This is a genomic window from Alkanindiges illinoisensis DSM 15370, assembly GCF_000619845.1.
In the GTDB taxonomy this organism is placed as follows: domain Bacteria; phylum Pseudomonadota; class Gammaproteobacteria; order Pseudomonadales; family Moraxellaceae; genus Alkanindiges; species Alkanindiges illinoisensis.
In genome coordinates this window covers 63,591-84,291 of the sequence record NZ_JHUX01000010.1, presented here as the reverse complement: position 1 = coordinate 84,291, position 20,701 = coordinate 63,591, and the positions used below count along the sequence as shown (strand labels likewise).

At 47.9% G+C, this 20,701-nt stretch carries 21 protein-coding genes and 1 pseudogene; 7 read left to right on the top strand and 15 right to left on the bottom strand.

The genetic code is table 11. From position 1 onward, the window contains the following. From tuf to Q337_RS0113790, 5 genes are all read right to left on the bottom strand, one after another. On the bottom strand, nucleotides 1–1,172 hold a 1,172-nt coding region (gene tuf, locus Q337_RS0113810), incomplete at its 3' end, for an elongation factor Tu (RefSeq protein ID WP_034280220.1). Between the two features lie 92 nt (nucleotides 1,173–1,264). Next, a complete protein-coding gene (gene fusA, locus Q337_RS0113805) occupies nucleotides 1,265–3,400 on the bottom strand; it encodes an elongation factor G (protein ID WP_026472084.1) in 2,136 nt (711 codons plus the stop codon). Nucleotides 3,401–3,607: 207 nt separating this feature from the next. Further along, the gene (rpsG, locus tag Q337_RS0113800) at nucleotides 3,608–4,078 is read right to left on the bottom strand and encodes a 30S ribosomal protein S7 (RefSeq protein WP_026472083.1); all 471 of its coding nucleotides are present in this window, start codon (nucleotides 4,076–4,078) and stop codon (nucleotides 3,608–3,610) included. Nucleotides 4,079–4,229: 151 nt separating this feature from the next. Continuing rightward, nucleotides 4,230–4,604 (bottom strand): 30S ribosomal protein S12, encoded by a 375-nt coding sequence (gene rpsL / locus Q337_RS0113795; protein ID WP_026472082.1) that lies wholly within the window; start codon nucleotides 4,602–4,604, stop codon nucleotides 4,230–4,232. A gap of 361 nt (nucleotides 4,605–4,965) precedes the next feature. Next, complete coding sequence (locus Q337_RS0113790) at nucleotides 4,966–6,633, bottom strand: EcsC family protein (RefSeq protein ID WP_026472081.1); 1,668 nt, start codon at nucleotides 6,631–6,633, stop codon at nucleotides 4,966–4,968. A 310-nt stretch (nucleotides 6,634–6,943) separates the two neighbouring features. Here Q337_RS0113790 and Q337_RS0113785 point away from each other — a divergent pair, with 310 nt between their 5' ends. Both Q337_RS0113785 and hemJ read left to right on the top strand, forming a co-directional pair. Continuing rightward, nucleotides 6,944–8,170, top strand: a complete 1,227-nt coding sequence (locus Q337_RS0113785) for a beta-ketoacyl-ACP synthase II (RefSeq protein ID WP_026472080.1) — start codon at nucleotides 6,944–6,946, stop codon at nucleotides 8,168–8,170. Nucleotide 8,171: 1 nt separating this feature from the next. Further along, nucleotides 8,172–8,636, top strand: coding sequence for a protoporphyrinogen oxidase HemJ (gene hemJ / locus Q337_RS0113780; protein ID WP_034280453.1), 465 nt, complete (start codon nucleotides 8,172–8,174; stop codon nucleotides 8,634–8,636). Between the two features lie 67 nt (nucleotides 8,637–8,703). Here hemJ and Q337_RS17875 read toward each other — a convergent pair. Then, a pseudogene (locus Q337_RS17875) lies at nucleotides 8,704–9,363 on the bottom strand (HAD-IA family hydrolase); the annotation flags it as partial. Between the two features lie 158 nt (nucleotides 9,364–9,521). On the opposite strand from Q337_RS17875, the gene Q337_RS0113770 reads away from it, so the two are divergent. Continuing rightward, entirely contained in the window at nucleotides 9,522–10,289 is a 768-nt protein-coding gene (locus Q337_RS0113770) for a hydroxymethylpyrimidine/phosphomethylpyrimidine kinase (protein ID WP_026472078.1), read from the top strand. 150 nt (nucleotides 10,290–10,439) lie between these two features. Here the strand turns inward: Q337_RS0113770 and Q337_RS0113765 are convergent, their stop codons facing one another. Further along, nucleotides 10,440–10,862, bottom strand: a complete 423-nt coding sequence (locus Q337_RS0113765) for an OsmC family protein (protein ID WP_026472077.1) — start codon at nucleotides 10,860–10,862, stop codon at nucleotides 10,440–10,442. Between the two features lie 158 nt (nucleotides 10,863–11,020). Here Q337_RS0113765 and crp point away from each other — a divergent pair, with 158 nt between their 5' ends. After that, the gene (crp, locus tag Q337_RS0113760) at nucleotides 11,021–11,698 is read left to right on the top strand and encodes a cAMP-activated global transcriptional regulator CRP (protein ID WP_026472076.1); all 678 of its coding nucleotides are present in this window, start codon (nucleotides 11,021–11,023) and stop codon (nucleotides 11,696–11,698) included. Between the two features lie 115 nt (nucleotides 11,699–11,813). On the opposite strand, the gene Q337_RS0113755 is transcribed toward crp, so the two are convergent. Next, the gene (locus tag Q337_RS0113755; RefSeq protein ID WP_026472075.1) at nucleotides 11,814–12,410 is read right to left on the bottom strand and encodes an FxsA family protein; all 597 of its coding nucleotides are present in this window, start codon (nucleotides 12,408–12,410) and stop codon (nucleotides 11,814–11,816) included. Between the two features lie 123 nt (nucleotides 12,411–12,533). On the opposite strand from Q337_RS0113755, the gene ruvC reads away from it, so the two are divergent. Continuing rightward, a complete protein-coding gene (ruvC, locus tag Q337_RS0113750; protein WP_026472074.1) occupies nucleotides 12,534–13,079 on the top strand; it encodes a crossover junction endodeoxyribonuclease RuvC in 546 nt (181 codons plus the stop codon). Nucleotides 13,080–13,118: 39 nt separating this feature from the next. On the opposite strand, the gene Q337_RS0113745 is transcribed toward ruvC, so the two are convergent. After that, the gene (locus Q337_RS0113745) at nucleotides 13,119–14,633 is read right to left on the bottom strand and encodes a bifunctional ADP-dependent NAD(P)H-hydrate dehydratase/NAD(P)H-hydrate epimerase (protein WP_026472073.1); all 1,515 of its coding nucleotides are present in this window, start codon (nucleotides 14,631–14,633) and stop codon (nucleotides 13,119–13,121) included. Between the two features lie 137 nt (nucleotides 14,634–14,770). On the opposite strand from Q337_RS0113745, the gene queG reads away from it, so the two are divergent. Together queG and Q337_RS0113735 are read left to right on the top strand one after the other, a co-directional pair. Continuing rightward, a complete protein-coding gene (gene queG / locus Q337_RS0113740; RefSeq protein ID WP_026472072.1) occupies nucleotides 14,771–15,871 on the top strand; it encodes a tRNA epoxyqueuosine(34) reductase QueG in 1,101 nt (366 codons plus the stop codon). A 70-nt stretch (nucleotides 15,872–15,941) separates the two neighbouring features. Beyond that, nucleotides 15,942–16,547, top strand: a complete 606-nt coding sequence (locus Q337_RS0113735) for a hypothetical protein (RefSeq protein WP_026472071.1) — start codon at nucleotides 15,942–15,944, stop codon at nucleotides 16,545–16,547. A 153-nt stretch (nucleotides 16,548–16,700) separates the two neighbouring features. On the opposite strand, the gene lysM is transcribed toward Q337_RS0113735, so the two are convergent. From lysM to Q337_RS0113705, 6 genes are all read right to left on the bottom strand, one after another. Beyond that, entirely contained in the window at nucleotides 16,701–17,249 is a 549-nt protein-coding gene (gene lysM, locus Q337_RS0113730; protein ID WP_026472070.1) for a peptidoglycan-binding protein LysM, read from the bottom strand. 325 nt (nucleotides 17,250–17,574) lie between these two features. After that, nucleotides 17,575–17,817 carry an acyl carrier protein gene (gene acpP / locus Q337_RS0113725; protein WP_026472069.1) on the bottom strand — a complete coding sequence of 81 codons (243 nt, stop codon included), beginning with the start codon at nucleotides 17,815–17,817 and terminating at the stop codon, nucleotides 17,575–17,577. Nucleotides 17,818–17,904: 87 nt separating this feature from the next. Continuing rightward, nucleotides 17,905–18,651 (bottom strand): 3-oxoacyl-ACP reductase FabG, encoded by a 747-nt coding sequence (gene fabG / locus Q337_RS0113720; RefSeq protein WP_026472068.1) that lies wholly within the window; start codon nucleotides 18,649–18,651, stop codon nucleotides 17,905–17,907. After that, nucleotides 18,648–19,631: an ACP S-malonyltransferase gene (gene fabD / locus Q337_RS0113715; protein WP_026472067.1), complete on the bottom strand. Its 984-nt coding sequence runs from the start codon at nucleotides 19,629–19,631 to the stop codon at nucleotides 18,648–18,650. The genes fabG and fabD overlap by 4 nt, the downstream gene beginning before the upstream one ends. 157 nt (nucleotides 19,632–19,788) lie before the next feature. Continuing rightward, nucleotides 19,789–19,974 carry a 50S ribosomal protein L32 gene (rpmF, locus tag Q337_RS0113710; RefSeq protein WP_026472066.1) on the bottom strand — a complete coding sequence of 62 codons (186 nt, stop codon included), beginning with the start codon at nucleotides 19,972–19,974 and terminating at the stop codon, nucleotides 19,789–19,791. A gap of 70 nt (nucleotides 19,975–20,044) precedes the next feature. Then, nucleotides 20,045–20,668, bottom strand: coding sequence for a YceD family protein (locus tag Q337_RS0113705; RefSeq protein WP_051526899.1), 624 nt, complete (start codon nucleotides 20,666–20,668; stop codon nucleotides 20,045–20,047). Nucleotides 20,669–20,701 lie beyond the last annotated feature (33 nt).

Below are 20,701 nucleotides of genomic sequence, written 5' to 3'. Positions count from 1 at the left end.
ACAACACCGGCGCCTACAGTACGGCCACCTTCACGGATTGCAAAGCGCAGACCTTGGTCCATGGCGATCGGGTGGATCAGCTCAACAGACATCTGTACGTTGTCACCTGGCATAACCATTTCCACGCCTTCTGGCAACTGGATGGCACCAGTTACGTCAGTAGTACGGAAATAGAACTGAGGACGGTAGCCGTTTAAGAATGGAGTGTGACGACCACCTTCATCCTTGGACAGTACGTACACTTCAGCTTCAAACTTGCTGTGTGGCTTGATGGAACCTGGCTTGGCCAGTACCTGACCACGCTGTACGTCTTCACGCTTGGTACCACGTAGCAGTACACCACAGTTCTCGCCTGCACGACCTTCGTCCAGCAGCTTACGGAACATTTCAACGCCAGTCACGGTTGTCTTCACGGTATCTTTGATACCCACGATTTCAACTTCTTCACCAACCTTGATAATGCCTGATTCAACACGGCCAGTCACTACAGTACCGCGACCAGAGATTGAGAATACGTCTTCAATTGGCAGCAGGAATGCTTTGTCGATTGCACGCTCTGGCTCAGGAATGTAAGAGTCCAGGGTTTCAACCAGTTTCAGAACAGCTGGAACACCATACTGGCCATCTTCACCATTCAGGGCTTGCAGTGCAGAACCACGGATGATTGGGGTGTCATCACCTGGGAAGTCGTATTTGGACAGCAGGTCACGAACTTCCATTTCAACCAGTTCGATCAGCTCTTCGTCATCAACGATGTCGCACTTGTTCAAAAATACCACGATGTACGGTACACCAACCTGACGGGACAGCAGGATGTGTTCGCGGGTCTGTGGCATTGGGCCGTCAGTTGCAGAACATACCAAAATCGCGCCGTCCATCTGGGCAGCACCGGTGATCATGTTTTTAACATAGTCAGCGTGGCCTGGGCAGTCAACGTGTGCATAGTGACGGGTTGGAGAATCGTATTCAACGTGTGCGGTGTTGATGGTAATACCACGCGCTTTTTCTTCTGGCGCAGAGTCAATTTCAGACAGTGCTTTTACATCGCCACCGTATGCTTTGGCACAGTTTAGGCTGATTGCCGCAGTCAGTGTGGTTTTGCCATGGTCAACGTGACCAATGGTGCCGACGTTTACGTGCGGCTTGTTACGTTCAAACTTGGCCTTTGCCATGATGTCATTCCTCATCAATCAGCCCACTGTCATTAACATGAACAGTGGACTGGTAGGTTTTTAGTTTAGTTTTAAATTATTGCTGCAACGACTTATTCGTCGTCGCCAGCCTTACCACCGTTCTGGAACTTGCTGATGATGCCTTCAGCCACGTTACGTGGGGTTTCAGCATATTTAACAAATTCCATAGAGTAGGTTGCACGACCCTGCGACATGGAGCGCATGGAAGTTGCATAACCAAACATCTCGGACAATGGTACTTCAACGCGAATCTGCTTGGTACCGCCTGGCAGATCATCCATACCTTGAATCACACCACGACGACGGTTCAGGTCGCCCATGATATCACCCATGTAGTCTTCCGGTGTTTCTACTTCAACCTTCATGATTGGCTCAAGCAGGATAGGATCAGCTTTCATGAAGCCTTGACGGAAAGCCATGGAGCCAGCCATCTTGAACGACAATTCGTCAGAATCCACGTCATGGTAAGAACCGTCAAACAGTACAGCTCTTACGCCAACAACCGGGTAACCAGCCAGTACGCCATTTTTCATGCGTTCCTGAATACCCTTGTCAACCGCACCAAAGAATTCTTTTGGTACAGTACCGCCCACAACTTCTTCAGCAAATTCGTAGTCGGTTTCGCGGTCATCATCTAATGGCTCCAGACGCAGGAATACATGACCGAATTTACCACGACCACCAGTCTGGCGTACAAACTTGCCTTCCTGCTCAACCACTTTGCGGATGGTTTCGCGATAGGCAACCATTGGCTTACCAATGTTCGCTTCAACGCCAAACTCACGCTTCATGCGGTCAACCAGAATCTCAAGGTGAAGCTCACCCATACCGGCGATGATGGTTTGACCAGATTCTTCATCAGTGTGAACACGGAATGAAGGATCTTCTTTGGCCAGACGACCCAGCGCAATACCCATTTTTTCCTGGTCGGCTTTGGTCTTTGGCTCAACAGCCAGAGAAATTACCGGATTCGGGAACTGCATACGCTCAAGGGTAATGACATTGTTTTCATCACACAGGGTATCACCAGTGGTTACGTCTTTTAGACCAGCAACCGCTGCGATATCGCCAGCGCGGATTTCTTCAACGTCTTCACGGTCATTGGCATGCATCAGTACGATACGGCCAACGCGCTCTTTCTTGGACTTAACCGGGTTCCATACCGCAGAACCTGCTTTTAGTACACCAGAATAAACGCGGATGAAGGTTAAGCTACCGACGAACTTGTCATTCATGATCTTGAATGCAAGTGCAGCAAATGGCTCGTCATCAGAAGCAATACGCTCACCAACGGTTTCGTCTTTGTCATCAAGGATACCCTTAATGGCTTCAACGTCGTTTGGAGCTGGCAAGTAACGAATAACTGCATCAAGCATTGCCTGAACGCCTTTATTCTTAAATGCAGAACCACACAGCATTGGCTGGATTTCACAGTTGATGGTACGAATACGCAGCGCTTCATGAATCTGTTCTTCGGATAAGTCACCGTTTTCCAGATATTCATTCATCAGCTCTTCAGACGCTTCAGCGGCTGACTCAACCATTTTCTCACGCCATTCGTTTGCGGTATCGACCAGATGAGCCGGGATATCACCGTATTCGAATTTCATGCCCTGAGAGGCTTCATCCCAGATGATTGCTTTCATCTTAACCAGATCAACAATCCCTTCAAATGCTTCTTCAGCACCAACAGGAATAGCGATAGGTACAGGATTTGCACCCAGACGGGTTTTCATTTGCTCAACGGCACGGAAGAAGTTGGCGCCGGTACGGTCCATCTTGTTCACGAATGCAATACGTGGCACTTTATATTTATTAGCCTGACGCCATACGGTTTCTGACTGAGGCTGAACACCACCTACGGCACAGTAAACCATACACGCACCATCAAGTACGCGCATGGAGCGCTCTACTTCAATGGTAAAGTCAACGTGTCCTGGGGTATCAATAATGTTGATACGGTGTTTGGCAAAGTTGTTTGCCATACCAGACCAGAAACAGGTGGTCGCAGCGGAAGTAATGGTAATACCACGCTCCTGCTCTTGTTCCATCCAGTCCATGGTCGCTGCACCTTCGTGCACTTCACCAATCTTGTGGCTTACGCCAGTGTAATATAAAACACGCTCGGTAGTCGTTGTTTTACCGGCATCAATATGCGCAGAAATACCAATGTTACGATAGTGTTCTAGGGGGGTAGTACGAGCCATGATTGCTTGCTTTCCTAAAATTTGTGTCAAAACAGGACGCATTAAACGAGTCAGTAAAGTGAATTCGTTTAATGCGACTAAAAAGAAGTGCGTTTGCCTTAAATGCCGGCAAATCCCCCGCTCGCTAGGAGCGCAATATTAAAACGGGCAGCAATACGCATCATTCTTCTCCTGATTGTTTGTTCAACAACGACCTGTTTTGCCCGCTTAGAAGCGGTAGTGCGAGAAGGCTTTGTTGGCTTCTGCCATGCGATGCACATCTTCACGCTTCTTGATGGCAGCGCCTTTACCTTCAGCAGCATCCAGCAATTCGCCAGCCAGACGCAGTGCCATGGTTTTTTCGGAACGCTTGACAGCAGCATCTACCAACCAGCGCATAGCCAGGGCGGTACGACGGGAGGGGCGTACTTCCATAGGCACCTGATAAGTAGCACCACCAACACGGCGAGCCTTAACTTCAACCATTGGGCGAACTTTTTCTAGCGTAGTTTCGAAAAACTCAACAGGTTCAACTTTTGCTTTTTCCTGTACACGCTCAAGGGCACCGTAAACGATTCCTTCAGCAACAGATTTTTTACCATCCTGCATGACATGGTTCATGAACTTGGCGATGGTTTGGCTACCGAATTTTGGATCCGGCAGAATTTCACGGGCGGCGACGACGCGACGTCTTGGCATGATAACAACCTTTTATGACACTTCAGGGTGATCCAGCAGATTGTACGAGTGTCATCTGTACTGTACGCTGGCCTTACTCTACAACGCCGCTAGGCTAAAAACTTTTGTGAGTCTCAAGCATAAACGGTGTTAATTTTTTAAGACAAAAGCCTTATTTCTTAGGACGTTTTGCACCGTACTTAGAACGACTCTGGCTACGGTTTTTAACACCGGCACAGTCTAAAGAACCACGAACGGTGTGATAACGTACACCTGGCAGGTCTTTAACACGACCGCCACGGATTAACACAACGCTGTGCTCTTGCAGGTTATGGCCTTCACCACCGATGTAACTTGATACTTCAAAGCCTGAAGTCAAACGTACACGACAAACTTTGCGCATTGCAGAGTTTGGCTTTTTAGGGGTAGTGGTATAAACACGTGTACAAACGCCACGGCGCTGTGGACACGCTTTCAGTGCAGGAACTTTGGACTTTTCAACCAAAGTGCTGCGACCCTTGCGGATCAATTGATTCGTTGTTGCCATAAGGCACTCTCTCCCGTAAACAAAAAACCCCAAAAAGGCTTTACCCCTTTTTGAGGGCATCAAATTGTAGAGGATAAGCGGGTGAGGGTCAAGATTTCATCACTATAGGATTTCCTGCCTATCCTCTCTGGCTTCCTGGCCAGTCTTCCTTTGAACATCCCTGAGCAAGCCCATAAAATGGGGGCTTTTTGCATTATATCAAGCCCCTCAGGATGATAAAAACAGAGGGAAATTAAGGGATAAGAACAAGCATAAAAAAACGCCCGATTCAGGTAATAGTGAATCAGGCGTCTTACAGCATAAGCATAAGATGTATCAGGAATTAATTTACCATGACTGGCAATGCCCTGTTACATCTGGCTTAGCGATTCGTATTGGCACTGGCTTGGGCATTATCAGCTGTTGCTGTACTGCTGGCTGCCGAGTTGCCGGTTTTACGGGTAGAACGACGCGCTGGCTTAGCAGAATCAGCTTTATCGCCTGCCTTGCTGTCAGTATCTTGCGCTGTACTAGCCTTGGCAGTGCTTTCATCAGTATCAGCAGTTGATTTGGCCTTGCTGGTGCGGGCAGTTTTTTTAGGTGCTGTATCCTGTGCTGTGCTGTCTTCAGTAGAGGCATCAGAATCGCCTTCCTGTGCTGAAGCATTAGCGCCCTTGTTGTCCTGACTGGAATCACCACCCTGACTGGCTTGATCATCCGCATTATCATCAATCATTGCATCAGCCAATGCACTCAACTGGTCATGAATCTGCTCATCCTTAGTGGCTTCATCTACTTGCTGGCCATCGTGTTCACTGCGAGTGCTCACTTCTACTTTGGCAATATCCTGATTGTGCAGCAGTGCTTCCTGAGCCTCTTTTTGAGCAGCTTGCTCTTCCTGACTGGCTGGAGTTTCAGGATTCGGCAGTTTGTCTTCAATTTTTAAAGGCTGCTGGCTTGCCGCTTGCTGACTGGTATTCTGGCTAATTCCCTGACCAGCGCTTTGCTGGCGGGCATGTTCAAACACCTGTTTGGCACTGTCGCTCACTTCTTTAAGCAGGCGACTGGTATAAATCGCACCAACTGCACCACCAATTACTGGCGTTACTTTATCCAGCAACGCAGCACTAATGCGCCATTTCAGCTGGCCATTGGAGTCAGACAATAATTTGAACAATGGCTCGAAATCATTGGTTGATCCCAACATGGCTTGTAAGCCCTGAATGTTGCCTGTTCCCAGCATACCACTGACACTATTGAGGCCAATAAGAATTGCCTGTTTTTCAGTAATCAGGCTTAAGTCAGCATTGGACAATGCCTCAAAAATCATGGCACGGTCTTCAGGCTGGTTTAATTCAAAACCATAGGCACGGCCAGTGAGATACACGGTACGCAAGGCCAGAATCATAGACAGTGGAATGTCAGCCGCCGCACCAGCCACGCCCGTTGCGCCGCTAATAGCACCCTGTGCCATGCCGATATAACGGTTTTTTTCATTTAAGGCACGGGCCAGACGTCCGGAACGGGCGGTATCACCTTGCAGATCAGCCAGCGTTTTTACTCCGGCTTCATCAATAATATGGTCGCTGGCACTGACGGTAGATGCAAAATCAGCCAGCAATTCCAGAATCTGGTCAGATACCTTGTCAAAACTGCCTGCTGGCATGACCAGATTGGCCAGTTTGTTGACGGTATTAAAGCGCTTGCCCAGAACTTGTTTAGTAATGCCGGGCAGTTGCTGGCGGAATAACTGGTTGGCACGGTTTGGTGCTTTAAGGGTAGAAGAACTGTTACTTGGAGTTTGGTTATCGGTAGTCATATTAATCACACTATTTGCTTCAGGAATTTCGGTTAAACGGCTAACTGAATTTTTAGCCAGTTGCTTTAATAAGTTTTGTCCCATATCTGATAAACTTTTGCTGCGTGCACGCAAGCTGTCAAACAGATCAGGTGAAGCCTTGGCCATTGATGTTGGTAAATTTTGCGCAAAGCCATCTTTAAAATCAGGCGAAGATTGTTTGGTCTGCGCACTATTAACTGAACCAGTCATAATGCATTTCCTCGTTGCAGTAGTTTTAAACCAAGTACTTTCTAAACACTTGTTTTGATTAAAACCACAATAACAAGGAGTTTATTTGCATCGCAACCCTGCGCCATAGTGTTTGTGTCGTATTCTGTGCAAGATACGTTATTGCTGTGTTATTACAGCGTCGTTACTATAGAGATGCTTGTGCTTTATAAACACTTTTGGTTTATCGCACAGGTTTTTGTATGATAGCCCGCGTGTACCTGTACACTAATGTATTGCCGCTCACTGCCCTGCGCGTTGACTTCTATCATTTACCCTTGGGATTACAAATATGACTCGTGTTGTCATCACTGGATTAGGTATTTATTCTTGCTTAGGAAATGATCGTCAAACGGTTACGCATTCTCTCAAACATGGTATTTCCGGTACACGTTTTAATGAAAAGTATGCCGAACTGGGCATGCGCAGTCAGGTGAGTGCCTCGGCTGTGGCGGACTTCACTAAAATTGACCGCAAGCTCAAGCGTTTTATGGGCGATGCTTCGGCTTTTGCCTATCTATCGGCGCTGGCAGCGATTGAAGATGCTGGGCTTAAGCCTGAAGATGTTGGACAAAATCCGCGTTATGGCGTTATTGCCGGTACGGGTGGTGCGTCCACAGCAACTATTGTTGAAGCTGCGGATGTGTTGCGTGAAAAGGGCGCGCGCAAGCTCGGCGCGACGCTGGTACCGCGCAATATGAGTAATACCATTACCGCGGCTATTGGTCTGGGTTTAAAACTGCAAGGGGTTAGCCACAGTATTTCCTCGGCCTGCGCCACTTCTGCTGATGCGATTGGCTATGCAGCTCAGCTGATTCAGCTGGGCAAGCAGGATTTGATGCTGGCTGGCGGTGGTGAGGAAGATCACTGGACCCAGTCCATTTTATTTGATGGCATGGGGGCCATGAGCACCCATTTTAATGACCAGCCCGAAACGGCATCGCGCCCTTATTCGGTAGATCGTGACGGGTTTGTGATTGCGGGTGGCGGCGGTGTGGTGGTGGTTGAATCCCTGGAACATGCCCAGAAACGTGGTGCCCGGATTCTGGCAGAACTGGTGGGCTATGGTGCCAGCAGCGATGGCTATGACATGGTTGCCCCCAGTGGTGAAGGTGCAGTGCGCTGCATGCGTATGGCTCTGGAAGAAGCGCGCCAGCATGGTGTTGAGAAAATTGATTACATCAATACCCATGGCACCAGCACGCCCATTGGTGATACTGCCGAGCTTAAGGCCATTAAAGAAGTGTTTGGTGAAAATTGCCCGGCCATTAGCTCCACCAAATCCATGACAGGTCACAGTCTAGGTGCAGCCGGTGTGCAAGAAGCAATTTACTGTCTGCTGATGATGCAGGAACAATTTATTGCACCATCCATTAATATTGCTGAGCTTGACCCAGAAGCAGCAGAATTTGACATTGTACAGCAGGCACGTCCGACCCAGCTAAATACTGTCATGAGCAACAGCTTTGGTTTTGGCGGCACGAATGCCAGCCTGATCCTTAAGCGCTGGGAAGATTGATATGGCTCTGGAAACGCTGGTGATACCGCAAAGCTTTTTGTGGGTCAAGGCCCTACACATCATTGCAATTATCTGCTGGTTTGCCGCATTGTTCTATTTGCCGCGCCTGTTTGTTTACCATGCCATGAGTGACGATACGGTTAGCCATCAGCGCTTTGAAGTAATGGAACGCAAGCTGTATCGCGGTATTATGTGGCCGGCCATGCTGGGCACCTTAATTACCGGCCATTTTCTGGTGAGTATTGGCGACCCTTATCGGCATTATCATGACGCGCTATGGTTTTATTTAAAGATTAGCCTGGTGCTTTTTCTGGTGGTCTATCACCTGCTGTGTGGCTATTACCGCAAGCAACTGATTGCCAATCCGCATTACAAGACGCATGTGTTCTGGCGTTATTTTAATGAAGTGCCCACCATTGCATTAATTATTATTGTGATTCTGGTGGTGGTAAAGCCTCTGTTTTAAGAGGCTTTATTATTTGTCTTAATGTTGGCTGATTTTGACTACTGGTACGATCTAATATTTTTTTAATTAAAAAATCGACCACCCTATTGAACTGTTCAAACATATAATCTGGACAGGCCTCGTTTAGCTCTGCCCTACTGCCATAGCCATACGTAATGGCTATGCTGCAAATTCCATTATTCTTCGCTCCGATAATATCGTATTTGCGGTCACCTACCATGACACACTGCTTAGGATTTAATTTTTCCTGCGCCAGAATATAATGAATAAGTTCTGTTTTATCAGTGCGTTCTCCACTTAACTCGCTGCCATATACCGCATTAAAAAACTGATTTAGCTCAAAATGCTCAAGAATCTGTTTTGCATAAATATGCGGTTTGGATGTTGCCAGATAAAGCTGAAAGCCTGCCTGTTGTAGCTGCTGCAATCCCTGCGTAATTTCAGGATAAACGCTGTTTTCATACATCCCGACAGTAGAAAAACGCGCGCGATATAAGCCCAGCGCCTGATCAAGCAATGCCGTATCGTTGCTATTTAGCAGGGTGGCAAATGAATTAATCAGTGGAGGCCCAATACACCAGTCCAGATCATCGGGTACTTCTGTGATATTCAAGCCATTTAAGGCATATCGGATGCATGAAGTAATACCAATCTTGGGATCAGTTAATGTGCCATCCAGATCCAGTAAAATGGCTTTAACTCGCCAGTTTTGGGCGCACTCACTCAATCTAATAAACCCCTCTATAGAAATTTGTATTTAACACAGCTATTTTCTGCTTTAGCACTATAAAATAAAAATCATCTTAATGATGATGCTATTTCCTTAAAAAGATAGCGGAAATGGTATTCTGAAAAACTGGACGATCTAACATGAGTCAGCTTCAAATGCGCCCTACCGTTTTATGTTTTTCCGGCCTTGATCCTTCTGGTGGCGCGGGCTTGCAAGCCGACATTGAAGCCATCGGCCAAAGTGGCGCGCATGCCGCCATTGCCTGCACAGCCATTACGGTACAGGACTCACAGCAGGTCTATGGGTTTGAAGCCACGTCTAGCGATTTATTATTACAGCAAGCCAATGCCGTATATAACGACTTACCTGTCAAAGCCTTTAAATCCGGCATGCTGGGTACAACCGACAACATTGCCATGCTGGCTGAATTTTTACAGGACAAGCCAAATATTCCTTATGTGCTTGATCCAGTACTGGTGGCCAATAGTGGTGGCAGCCTGGGAGACTCGGCAACACTGGTTAATGCCTTTACCACCTTAATTCCAAAAGCCAGCCTAATCACTCCCAATACCGTGGAGCTACGCGCTTTAACGGGCCAAAACCAGATTGCTGAAGCGGTCAAAGTCATGTTTGATCTGGGATCCAATGCATTATTGGTGAAAGGCGCACACGAACATGAACCGCACCGAATCCGGCATTGGCTCTATGTGAACGGTGAATGCGTGGCAGAATCACGCTGGCAACGGCTGGAAGCTGAGTTTCATGGCTCGGGTTGCAGTCTGGCCAGTTATATTGCAGGACGACTGGCACAAGGCACCCAATTGAAAGATGCCGTACAACAAGGAGAATTGTGGCTGCATGGTGCTTTAAAACGTGCAGATATGCCGCATGCTGAAGGTCAACGTATTCCACGCCGTTTTTAAAGGATGTTAATCACCAAAAATAAAAGGCCGCTTGATCACAGGCAGCCTTTAAATGAATACACTAATTTATTACTTTTATCGCATCAGGCAGTAAAACCACAAACTAGACAGGTTAGTCTATAGCACGCTATCAGCTAAAACTGTGAGAAATTACTCGACTTCGATGACTTCAAAGTCATGGGTAATTTCAACGCCGCCGTCCATCAGCATTTTGCTGGCAGAACAATATTTTTCCGCAGACAGGTGCACGGCTTTTTCAACCTGATTCGGCTTCACCTTGCGTCCAGAGACCACAAAGTGCAGGTGAATCTTGGTAAATACTGCCGGAATGCTATCTGCCCGCTCTGCCTGCAACTCACAACGCACATCGGTAATATCCTGACGCGCTTTTTTGAGAATGGTTACAATATCAAACGAGGCACAGCCACCAAGACCCATTAAGATAAGCTCCATGGGACGTGCGCCACGGTTTTCACCACCATATTCGGGTGAGCCATCCATAATAATGGGATGACCACTTGCAGATTTGGCTTCAAAAGCAACATTTTCAAGCCAACGGACACTGACGTGCATTGCAACTCCTGCGTAAAGGTTTTAAAGTTAGGGCTTGCCTCTACCCTAGCATAAATACTGCATGGATGATATTCAGTATTGGTGCCAGCAAATCAACTTTTTAGTCAACACTGCATGACGGTAATGGTTTGAGGCGTCAACTTTTGGGAATTTAAAATATGTATGCGTCTTCCAACTCTTCGTTAAGCACAGATGTCTTTTCACCCATGCAGCTGCCAGCCTCGCTGAAAATGCTGCTGAAACATGCACAAATCCGGCGCTATCCAAACCGCACCACCATTGTGCAGGCGGGTGCCGAATCTTCTTCGCTGTATTTAATCTTAAAAGGTTCTGTTTCCATCATCATTGAAGAAGATGAGGAACGTGAAATTGTGGTGGCGTATTTGAACGCCGGTGACTTCTTTGGTGAAATGGGCCTGTTTGAAGAAAAGTCCCAGCGCTCTGCCGAAGTTCGCACCCGTGCCATGTGTGAAATTGCAGAAATCAGCTATGAAACTTTTCATGAGCTGGCCAAGATTTATCCTGACTTGAGCTATGCCGTGTTTGCCCAGCTGGTACGCCGCCTGCGCAATACCACACGCAAGGTCACCGACCTGGCCTTCATCGATGTGACTGGCCGTATTGCCCGTTGCCTGCTGGATCTGGCGGCACAACCTGAAGCCATGATTTTACCGAATGGCCGCCAGATTCGCATTACCCGTCAGGAAATTGGTCGGCTGGTAGGTTGTTCACGTGAAATGGTGGGTCGTGTTCTTAAGTCCCTTGAAGAACAGGGCATGATTGAAACCGAAGGCAAGGCTATTTTGATTTATGATCCAAATGCAGATGCTGAATAATAATTAAATCCCAACATCGTCTGGCATCCTTGCCGTGAAGGTTAAAAGACCGGCTTACGTTATTTTTTAGTTTTGGCCTGCCTGATTAATAGCTTCTTACTCTTTAAAAAGCTGATTAATCATTGGCAGGCTTTATTTTTTTCACATCAGGTTCAACATGGCGGGCTTCACCATCAATTACGGTGGGACGATGTGCCTGACCAGCACTAGATGATGTGCCCTGCCCTTGCATTTCCTGCATACGACGCATCAGCTCAGCCATCATGTCCGGTTGGCCACTACTTTTGCCGCCAAAGCTACCACCTGTGTTCATGCCGCCCATGCCCTTCATCATGTTTTGCATCATGGCACTCTGGCGTTTCATCATGATATTGGTTAGAGCATTGCGCACGATGTTTTGTACTGCTGGAATCAAAATCAACAGGGCCAGCACATCACTAATCAAGCCCGGCAGCAGTAACAGAAACCCTGCGAGTGCCTTGGGCAAACTTTGCTGCACCTGGGGTTCACCGCTTAATTGACCAGTCATTTGCATTTGCTGCAATTGCGGCATGATGCCACCAACGCTACTGCGCAAAATACTTAAGCCCCATACAAAGGCAATAACTGTCCAGAAGAAAATCCACCAGCCACTGATGAACTGGGCAGCGCCAATCCAGGCCAGAACCTCAAGCACAATGCCGGCAAGTAAAATTAATATAGGGTTTAACATGTTTTTCTTCCAATATAGAAACAACTGGTGTGCGCTTTATTGCAAACCTTAGCAGATTAGTGCAGCAATTCTTCAGCAATCTGTGTAAAAATAAGGGCGAATTAAGTTTTTTAAAGGATCGTCATGCCATTAATTATCGGGATTGACCCGGGCTCGCGCCTGACAGGTTATGGCATTGTCGAAAAAGAAGGTTCCAAACTGCTGTTTGTGGATGCAGGTACCATTCGCACTGAAACCATGGATATGCCAGAGCGCCTCAAACGGATTTTTGATGGCATTAGCCGGATTGTAGATTTTTATAAACCTACTGAAGCTGCCGTCGAGCAAGTGTTTATGGCACAAAACCCGGATTCTGCGCTAAAGCTGGGACAAGCGCGCGGTGCAGCAATTACTGCACTGGTGAATCAGGATTTAAGTGTGGCTGAATACACCGCGCGCCAGATCAAGCAATCGGTGGTGGGCTATGGCGCTGCCGATAAGGAACAGGTGCAAATGATGGTGATGCGCTTGCTAAGCCTGAGTATCAAGCCACAAGCTGATGCTGCCGACGCGCTGGCCTGTGCCATTTGCCATGCGCATACTTCGGGTAGCCTTAACCGACTGGCCGTGATGAACCTGATTGGCAGCGGGATGGCGCGTGGCCGAAGTCGTGGGGTGAGACGACGCTAGGGTAGTGTTAGAAATAGCTTTGCAAGTAGCTGTAACTGCCTAATTCACTACTTGCTTAATGGCTTCAATCATTTGGGGCGCCTGCAAGCCACGTTCTCCTTGTTTTGCCACAATATCGCCAGCTGCGGCATGTAGGGTCACAATCTCATGCAGTGGCAAATTGGGTAATTGTGCCAGTAAACCACCTGCCATGCCCGCCAGAATGTCGCCCATACCTGCCGTGGCCATACCGGGATTGCCCAAACCACAAATACTTAAGCCCTGCCCATCAAGGCTTAAACTACCAGCACCCTTTAACAGCCAGTTGCCACCAAATTTTTCCTTTAATGCATAAATGGCTGCAATACGATCCTGTTCTATCGCATGCATCGTTGTTCCTAACAGGCGGGCTGTCTCGCCAGAATGCGGCGTTAGGAACCAGTGCTGATGTAACCCGGTTTTTAGATCATGTTCATCGGCCAGATGCTCCGCTGATAAATGCCACAGTGCATCCGCATCAATAACCACACGATTCACTGCTTCAGCTTGTTCAAGCACAGGTAAAAATGCCTGCCAGATGGCTTTGCTCCAGTCATGTCGCCCCAACCCCATGCCAATCACAATACAGTCGATAGACTGGCTTACCTGCGCTGCAAATTCTGCTGTAATTTGCGCTAGTGCTGGCATGGCTAAGGTCATGACATTAGGGCAACGGCTAAGCACAGCGCTATGATGTTTTTCGTGAGTCAGCAAGGTCACTTTACCAGCGCCACCAGCCAGTGCAGCCTCAGCAGCCATGATCGCTGCACCACCCATGTTTTCATCACCACCCACAATCAGCACATGCCCATAAGTTCCCTTATGGCCAGTTTTCCGGCGTTTGGGTAATTGAGGGACTTGTTGATCCAGCCTTGCCAATACCTGCACCTGATCATCCGGTGGAATCAGTGACAGGCTAATCACCTTACCTGCATACGCGGGTCCCTGTCCGGTAAGCAGGCCTGCCTTTAAGCCCAGTACAGTTAAGGTCAAGTTAACCTCACAAGCTATGCCCAGCACGGCACCGCTATTGGCATCAAGGCCGCTGGGAATATCCAGTGCCACCTTGTAGCCACTACCCTGGTTAAACTGTTCAATAGCAAGCTGGTATGCACCACCCACCTTGCGATTTAAGCCAATGCCAAACAACGCATCAATTTGTATATCAGCAAAAGGTAGCTGACTTAGGGCATAAAAAATCCTGACCTGTTGTGCTATCGCATAGGCTTTGGCTTGCTTGGCAATATCCGTGTGAGGCGGCTCTACCTCATACACCCAGATGCTAAATCCAGCCCGCTTTAAATAGGCCGCCAGCAGCCAGCCATCGCCGCCATTGTTGCCGGCCCCGCAATACATGCCAATGCTTGCCTGATGTTGAACTGCCTGATCTTGTTTTAGACTGTCGATATATTGCACAATATGCGGCATCATTTGCCATGCAGCCTGCTGCATGAGACCATAGCTGCTGTTTCCGGCAGCAAACCAGCGCTGTTCCCACGCCTGCACCTGTTCACGGCTAAACACCTCTGGACGCATGTGCCACTCTCCTGTTCATTGTGCTACTGTTCATTGTGCTACTGTTCATTGTGCTAATTGGTTTTAAACTATTTTGATCATGACATTTTTTCAGGCCGCTTGTCATTGCTTCTGCCATTACCAATGGATGGGCTGTCATGGCTAGCAAAAAGGCTACTATTCCTTTGCTGGATGAAACATTAAGGCAAAATCCACAGGCATTAAAAGACTGGATCAAGGCACAGGCACGCCAGCTTGGCTTTTCGGATTGCGGGATTGCACGGCCAGACACCCAAGACCAGATTCCGCATTTACAGCAATACCTTGCCGATGGCTTTCATGCCGATATGGATTATCTTGCTGCCAATCTGGACAAACGGGCTAATCCTACCCTACTGGTGCCAGATACTCGCAGCATCATTTGTGTGCGTATGGATTATTTGGCTGAAGCACCGCCACACCGCTATGTACCGCATGAACCCAATCAAGCCATTATTGCACGCTATGCCCGTGGTCGCGATTATCATAAAGTGGTGCGCGGTCGACTCAAGCAACTGGCACGTCTCATTGAAGAAAAAGTCGGCCCGTTTGAATCGCGGCCTTTTGCAGACTCTGCCCCTATTTTTGAAAAAGCCCTGGCTGAAAAAAGCGGCCTTGGCTGGACAGGCAAACATACGCTACTGATTAACAAGAAAGCCGGTTCATTCTTTTTTTTGGGCGAGCTGTTTACCTGTCTTGATTTACCTTTTGATGAACCGGCTACTGCACATTGCGGCAGTTGTTCGGCCTGTCTGGATATTTGCCCCACGCAGGCTATTGTGGCGCCCTACCGACTGGATGCGCGCAAATGCATTGCCTACCTGACCATTGAGTATCAGGGCATTATTCCCGAAGAATTCAGAAAGCCGATTGGCAACCGGGTGTTTGGCTGCGATGATTGCCAATTGATTTGCCCGTGGAATGGCTTTGCCCAGCTTTCCAGAGAAGATGACTTCAAGGCACGGCATAACCTAAATCAGGCCACCTTGCTGGAGCTATGGCAATGGACTGAGCAGGAATTTTTAAGCAAAACCGAAGGCAGTGCGATCCGGCGCACGGGTTATCAGGGCTTTATGCGTAATGTGGCGATTGGTCTGGGCAATGCAGACTTTGACCCGCAGATTATTGCGGCGCTGCAACAAAGCCAGCATGATGGGGTCGTACAGGTACATGTGGATTGGGCGCTTACACAGCAGCAGTTAAAAATGCAGGCTGATTAATTTTTCTTCATTGCTGATTTTGCTACACTGTCATTTCCACATTTATCGCAATCATCGGATTGCATTGATCATGGAAACTTCTCATCGTTTTGAGCAGCAGCTTCATCAACTTTCTCAACTGTTTATCTTGCAGCAGCAAGAGACCTTTACCCAGTTATTAGATCAACTCGAATTTCAGTATTACACCCAGCCTATTAATTTTAACCAGCTTACTCAAGCTGTTTTTGAGTTACTGGCCCACCCACTGGCTACTGAATCTGAAAATACATTTGACCTATATGTATTTTTGTCCAATAACTGGCTAAACCTTGGTTTGGCTCAGCAGCAGCACTTGGTTAGTAGTATTGAGATAAATTACACCAGTTATCAGCAGCCCGACGTGTTACGGGTCATCAATGAAATTATTGGTGAGAAACTGGCTAACAAAGCAGCTTGGCGATTGATTCAACACTTAGAAAACAGCACCAGTGGTCTACATCGTGCCCAAATTCCGCTAATGCTGGGCCGATTAATCCAACACACTTCAAGTACAGCGCTTAAGCGACAGGCGGTAATCATGCTTCAGTTATTAACCCAAAATGATGAGCGCCTGACCCGCCAGCAAGCGCAGCATATTTTGCAACGTACCATGCGCCTGATGAATCCACGAATCTGGCGCAGTCTGGGTTTGGCATAGTCTGGATCTGGTATGGCTCAAGAATTATAGGATTCAACATGACAGACGTGCTAGAAATTCTGGTAGCCGTCTGTTCAACCTAAGCCCCACAATTAAAAAGTCCTGACTATTCAGGACTTCTTGTAGAGGTGACACGTGTTAGCCAATATTCAATCAGGATGGAATCCGCAATACCTGTCCTGGATAAATCTTGTCAGGGCTGCTGAGCAAGGGCTGATTGGCTTCAAAGATTTTCTGGTATTGATTGGCATCCCCGTACACTTCTTTGGATATCTTGGATAAATTGTCACCGGATTTGACCGTATAAAACTTACTTTCCGGCGCTGGAGTACTGACCAGAATATGGTCAACCACTTTGGCCACATGATCTACATTGCCCGCTGCCAGAATGACCTTTTCACGGTCCGCCTGCGTTTTGGCAGTACCACTAATCTCGGCGGTATCAGTGTTGCCTTCATAATGAACTTTTAAACCATCAATTCCCAAACCCAAACCATTAATGCGATTCAGCAGTAAATTGGCAATAACCTGAGGATTAGGCTCAGCAGGCACAGCCGGACGCGGTGTGGCCTGATGTGGGGCGGCAGGTGCAGCAGATGGTGTAGCCTGATGTGTGGTGTTTGGATTGGCGGCAGGCGCGGGCTGTTGTTTATGACCCGTCAGTTTTTCACCAATGCCTTTAGTAAAATTAAAAATACCCATGCTGTGTTCTCCATCTTTTATGGCACAAACCTGAATGAATTCTGTGTGCACTTTTGCAGAAAATTAATGAATATTCAGCCTAAAAGGTTTTACTACGGATTGTGTGTAAGTCGCGTTGTAGTCATTAGGGTATTGCTTTAATAATTAGCCAGAAATTTAACCTATTATGAATCTATAGTTAAAATATATCCGTGGCCGCATCTTTAACATCCCATGTTGAAACTTCTACTCATCGTTTTTCAACCAAGATCATTTTACAGGCAACAAAAAACCGCGACTGGCGCGGTTTTAATGTAAGCCTTGCTTTAATACATCAAAGCAAAAATCAGGCTTCGCCTACTTTCGCACTGACATAATCAATGGCAGATTGAACAGTCGTAATGGCGTTAGAATCTTCATCAGGAATAGTAATACCGAAGTCATTTTCAAATGACATAACCAGTTCTACTAAATCTAATGAATCTGCACCCAGATCGTCCATAAAAGATGCTTCATTCTTGATGTCTTCAGCACGCATACCGAGCTGTTCAGCTACAGCTTTTTTAATGCGTTGTTCGATATCGCTCACAGGAATTCTCCTCATGCATGTGGCGTTATTAAATGTACCGGCTTAGTTTAGACTAAACTTGGACAATTACAAAGAACCAAAATGGTTTTAGTGCATGTATAAGCCGCCATTGACGGGTAAAACCGTACCAGTTATGTAACCAGAATTTTCACTTGCCAGAAAACTTACCGCATAGGCAATGTCTTCCGGAGCCCCCAGACGGTTTACCGCAATTTGCGCCAGCATTTTTGCTTTGGCATCCGCACTCAGCTCTTCAGTCATGTCGGTAGCAATAAAACCCGGCGCTACACAGTTTACGGTGATATTACGGCTACCCATTTCACGGGCCAGACTACGGCTAAAGCCTTCCATGCCAGCCTTTGCTGCGGCATAGTTGGCCTGCCCGCCGTTGCCCATTTGTGCGACTACAGAGCTGATATTAATAATACGGCCAAAGCGCATTTTAGTCATACCACGCAGAACACGCTTGGAGAGCTGGAACACTGCCCCCAGATGAATGGATAAAATATCGCTCCAGTCATCATGGCTCATGCGCAGCAGCAAATTGTCACGGGTAATCCCGGCATTATTCACCAGCACTACAACCGATCCAAACTGGGCCTCAATTTGCGTGATTAACTGGTCAATAGCAGCACTGTCGCGCACATCCAGCACCATGCCAGCGCCCTGACCAGCCAGTTGTTCACTAATCCGCGCAGCACCTTCTGTGGTAGTGGCAGTTCCCACTACAAACAGGCCATCCTGTGCCAGTTGCTTTGCAATCGCAGCACCAATGCCACGGGTTGCGCCAGTCACTAGGGCCACTTTTTTACCATTCCCATTTCCTGCGCTCATGCCAGTTTTCCTTCTGCCAGAGAAATCGCGCTTAAGGCATCTTCCAGCCGGGTGCGCGTGTCGGTAGCATACGCTGCTTTGATGCTAGGCAGACGCTTGGCCAGATTAGCCAGCACATTGCCTGCACCACATTCCACCACATATTCAGTACCCAGACTGGACAGCATCTGCATACTTTGTGTCCAGCGTACCGGACGATACAACTGCTGAATGAGCGCCGTCTTGATACTGTCGACATCCGCTTCAATCTGGGCATTTACATTCTGTACGACAGGTATAAGCGGTGCATTAAAGCAGGTGTTGGCCAGTGCCTCGGCCAGTTTTTCAGCGGCAGGCTGCATGAGCGCACAGTGTGAGGGCACACTGACCGGTAACACAATGGCCTTGGCACCCTGCGCCTTGGCTTGTGCAATGGCTTGCATCACTGCATCTTTGGTGCCGGCAATCACCACCTGCCCGGCTGCATTATAATTGGCTGCTTCTACCACCTGTCCGCTGTGCTGGGCAACCAGTGCACACAGGGCTTCTACCTCATCATCAGTTTTGCCGAGCAAGGCAGCCATAGCGCCCTGTCCTTCAGCCACTGCATCCTGCATAAGCTGGCCGCGCAAATGCACCAGCTTGACTGCATCACTAAGGCTCAAGCTACCTGCTGCCACCAGCGCGCTATATTCACCCAGCGAATGACCGGCCAAAACAGCAGGACTGACACCACCCAGCTCTTGCCAGACACGCCAAATGGCAATACTGGCTGTAAGCAATACCGGCTGGGTATAGGCAGTCTGATCCAGCTGCTCGCCACTCTGGGCGATTTGCCAGACATCAAAACCCAGTGCATTACTGCTTTCATCAAAAGTGTGCCGGATCAGGCTAAACTGCTCGGCCAGTTCAGCCAGCATGCCAGGCTTTTGTGAGCCTTGCCCCGGAAAAACAAATGCGGTATGTCCCTGAAGCTTCGGGAGACTGATGGACGCTGTCATGTGCAAGATTCCTTAAGACCTCTTGTCTTGTTATCCCGATTCAGCGGTTAACTAGATCAGGACTTGAAGTCAACATCAATAAAAAGTCAATAAAAATGGGAGCCTAAGCTCCCACTCGGTTGATCAACGGTGGCATAAAGTGCACACCCTGAATCAATTATTCTTCTGTTGCTGGCGTAGCAAACAGTTGACGGCCACGGTAGAAACCATCTTTGGTCACATGGTGACGCAGATGGGATTCACCAGTTGTTTTATCAACTGATACAGTGTTGGCGATAAGTGCATCGTGCGAACGGCGCATGTCACGGCGAGCACGGCTTTTACGGTTTTGCTGAACGGCCATGAGAGGCTCCTTAACAATTGATCAAATAGATCAGGCAATAACTTTAATCTGGGCCGGAGACTTAAAAATGTTAAGAATCCAGTTTACCTTTAAGACTAGCCAGTGCTTCAAACGGATTATCACGCTTGATCTGTTCTGGCTCATCCTCTACCACAGGGTGATGCTGGTTTTCACACGCATCATGGCGTGGTGAAATCGGCACCGACAATAAGAGTTCGTCTTCCAGCAATTCAATCAGGTCAATGGTCTGGACGTCATCTACGCCATGAACCACCTGCTCTTCGCTAAGAATGACAAAATCAGCATCTTCATCCAGACGCGCGGCCTGTTTTTCATCGGTCAGCAGTGCCAGATGTACCTGAGTTGCCACCGGAACCTCAACAGGCTCCAGACAACGCTGGCATGTCATCGGCACTGTGGCAGACAGTGTTCCATCAAGCCATGCAACACGCTGATAGTCATCCATATACAGGCGACAATCAACGTTTACCATAAGCTCGTCAGTATCAGGCTGACCCGCAGGTACAGTTGCTTCACTGGCAATACGTGCAAAACGGCTTAATGGAACCTGACCGGCCCAGTTATAGCCTTGCTCTGCCCACTTAAACGGCTCAATCCGAGACGGTAACTGGGACGCGCTTGATGACACGTGCTTTGATGCGCTGTCGTTTGATGAAAAATGATTTGCTGACATGATTTGCTAACATATACAGGGCGGCAATTCTAC

Bases quoted from the DNA above. Each gene is read 5' to 3' on its own strand.
- fusA (WP_026472084.1), bottom strand. From the start codon at position 3,400: ATGGCTCGTACTACCCCCCTAGAACACTATCGTAACATTGGTATTTCT.
- rpsG (WP_026472083.1), bottom strand. From the start codon at position 4,078: ATGCCAAGACGTCGCGTCGTCGCCGCCCGTGAAATTCTGCCGGATCCA.
- rpsL (WP_026472082.1), bottom strand. From the start codon at position 4,604: ATGGCAACAACGAATCAATTGATCCGCAAGGGTCGCAGCACTTTGGTT.
- Q337_RS0113790 (WP_026472081.1), bottom strand. From the start codon at position 6,633: ATGACTGGTTCAGTTAATAGTGCGCAGACCAAACAATCTTCGCCTGAT.
- Q337_RS0113785 (WP_026472080.1), top strand. From the start codon at position 6,944: ATGACTCGTGTTGTCATCACTGGATTAGGTATTTATTCTTGCTTAGGA.
- hemJ (WP_034280453.1), top strand. From the start codon at position 8,172: ATGGCTCTGGAAACGCTGGTGATACCGCAAAGCTTTTTGTGGGTCAAG.
- Q337_RS0113770 (WP_026472078.1), top strand. From the start codon at position 9,522: ATGCGCCCTACCGTTTTATGTTTTTCCGGCCTTGATCCTTCTGGTGGC.
- Q337_RS0113765 (WP_026472077.1), bottom strand. From the start codon at position 10,862: ATGCACGTCAGTGTCCGTTGGCTTGAAAATGTTGCTTTTGAAGCCAAA.
- crp (WP_026472076.1), top strand. From the start codon at position 11,021: ATGTATGCGTCTTCCAACTCTTCGTTAAGCACAGATGTCTTTTCACCC.
- Q337_RS0113755 (WP_026472075.1), bottom strand. From the start codon at position 12,410: ATGTTAAACCCTATATTAATTTTACTTGCCGGCATTGTGCTTGAGGTT.
- ruvC (WP_026472074.1), top strand. From the start codon at position 12,534: ATGCCATTAATTATCGGGATTGACCCGGGCTCGCGCCTGACAGGTTAT.
- Q337_RS0113745 (WP_026472073.1), bottom strand. From the start codon at position 14,633: ATGCGTCCAGAGGTGTTTAGCCGTGAACAGGTGCAGGCGTGGGAACAG.
- queG (WP_026472072.1), top strand. From the start codon at position 14,771: ATGGCTAGCAAAAAGGCTACTATTCCTTTGCTGGATGAAACATTAAGG.
- Q337_RS0113735 (WP_026472071.1), top strand. From the start codon at position 15,942: ATGGAAACTTCTCATCGTTTTGAGCAGCAGCTTCATCAACTTTCTCAA.
- lysM (WP_026472070.1), bottom strand. From the start codon at position 17,249: ATGGGTATTTTTAATTTTACTAAAGGCATTGGTGAAAAACTGACGGGT.
- fabG (WP_026472068.1), bottom strand. From the start codon at position 18,651: ATGAGCGCAGGAAATGGGAATGGTAAAAAAGTGGCCCTAGTGACTGGC.
- fabD (WP_026472067.1), bottom strand. From the start codon at position 19,631: ATGACAGCGTCCATCAGTCTCCCGAAGCTTCAGGGACATACCGCATTT.
- rpmF (WP_026472066.1), bottom strand. From the start codon at position 19,974: ATGGCCGTTCAGCAAAACCGTAAAAGCCGTGCTCGCCGTGACATGCGC.
- Q337_RS0113705 (WP_051526899.1), bottom strand. From the start codon at position 20,668: ATGTCAGCAAATCATTTTTCATCAAACGACAGCGCATCAAAGCACGTG.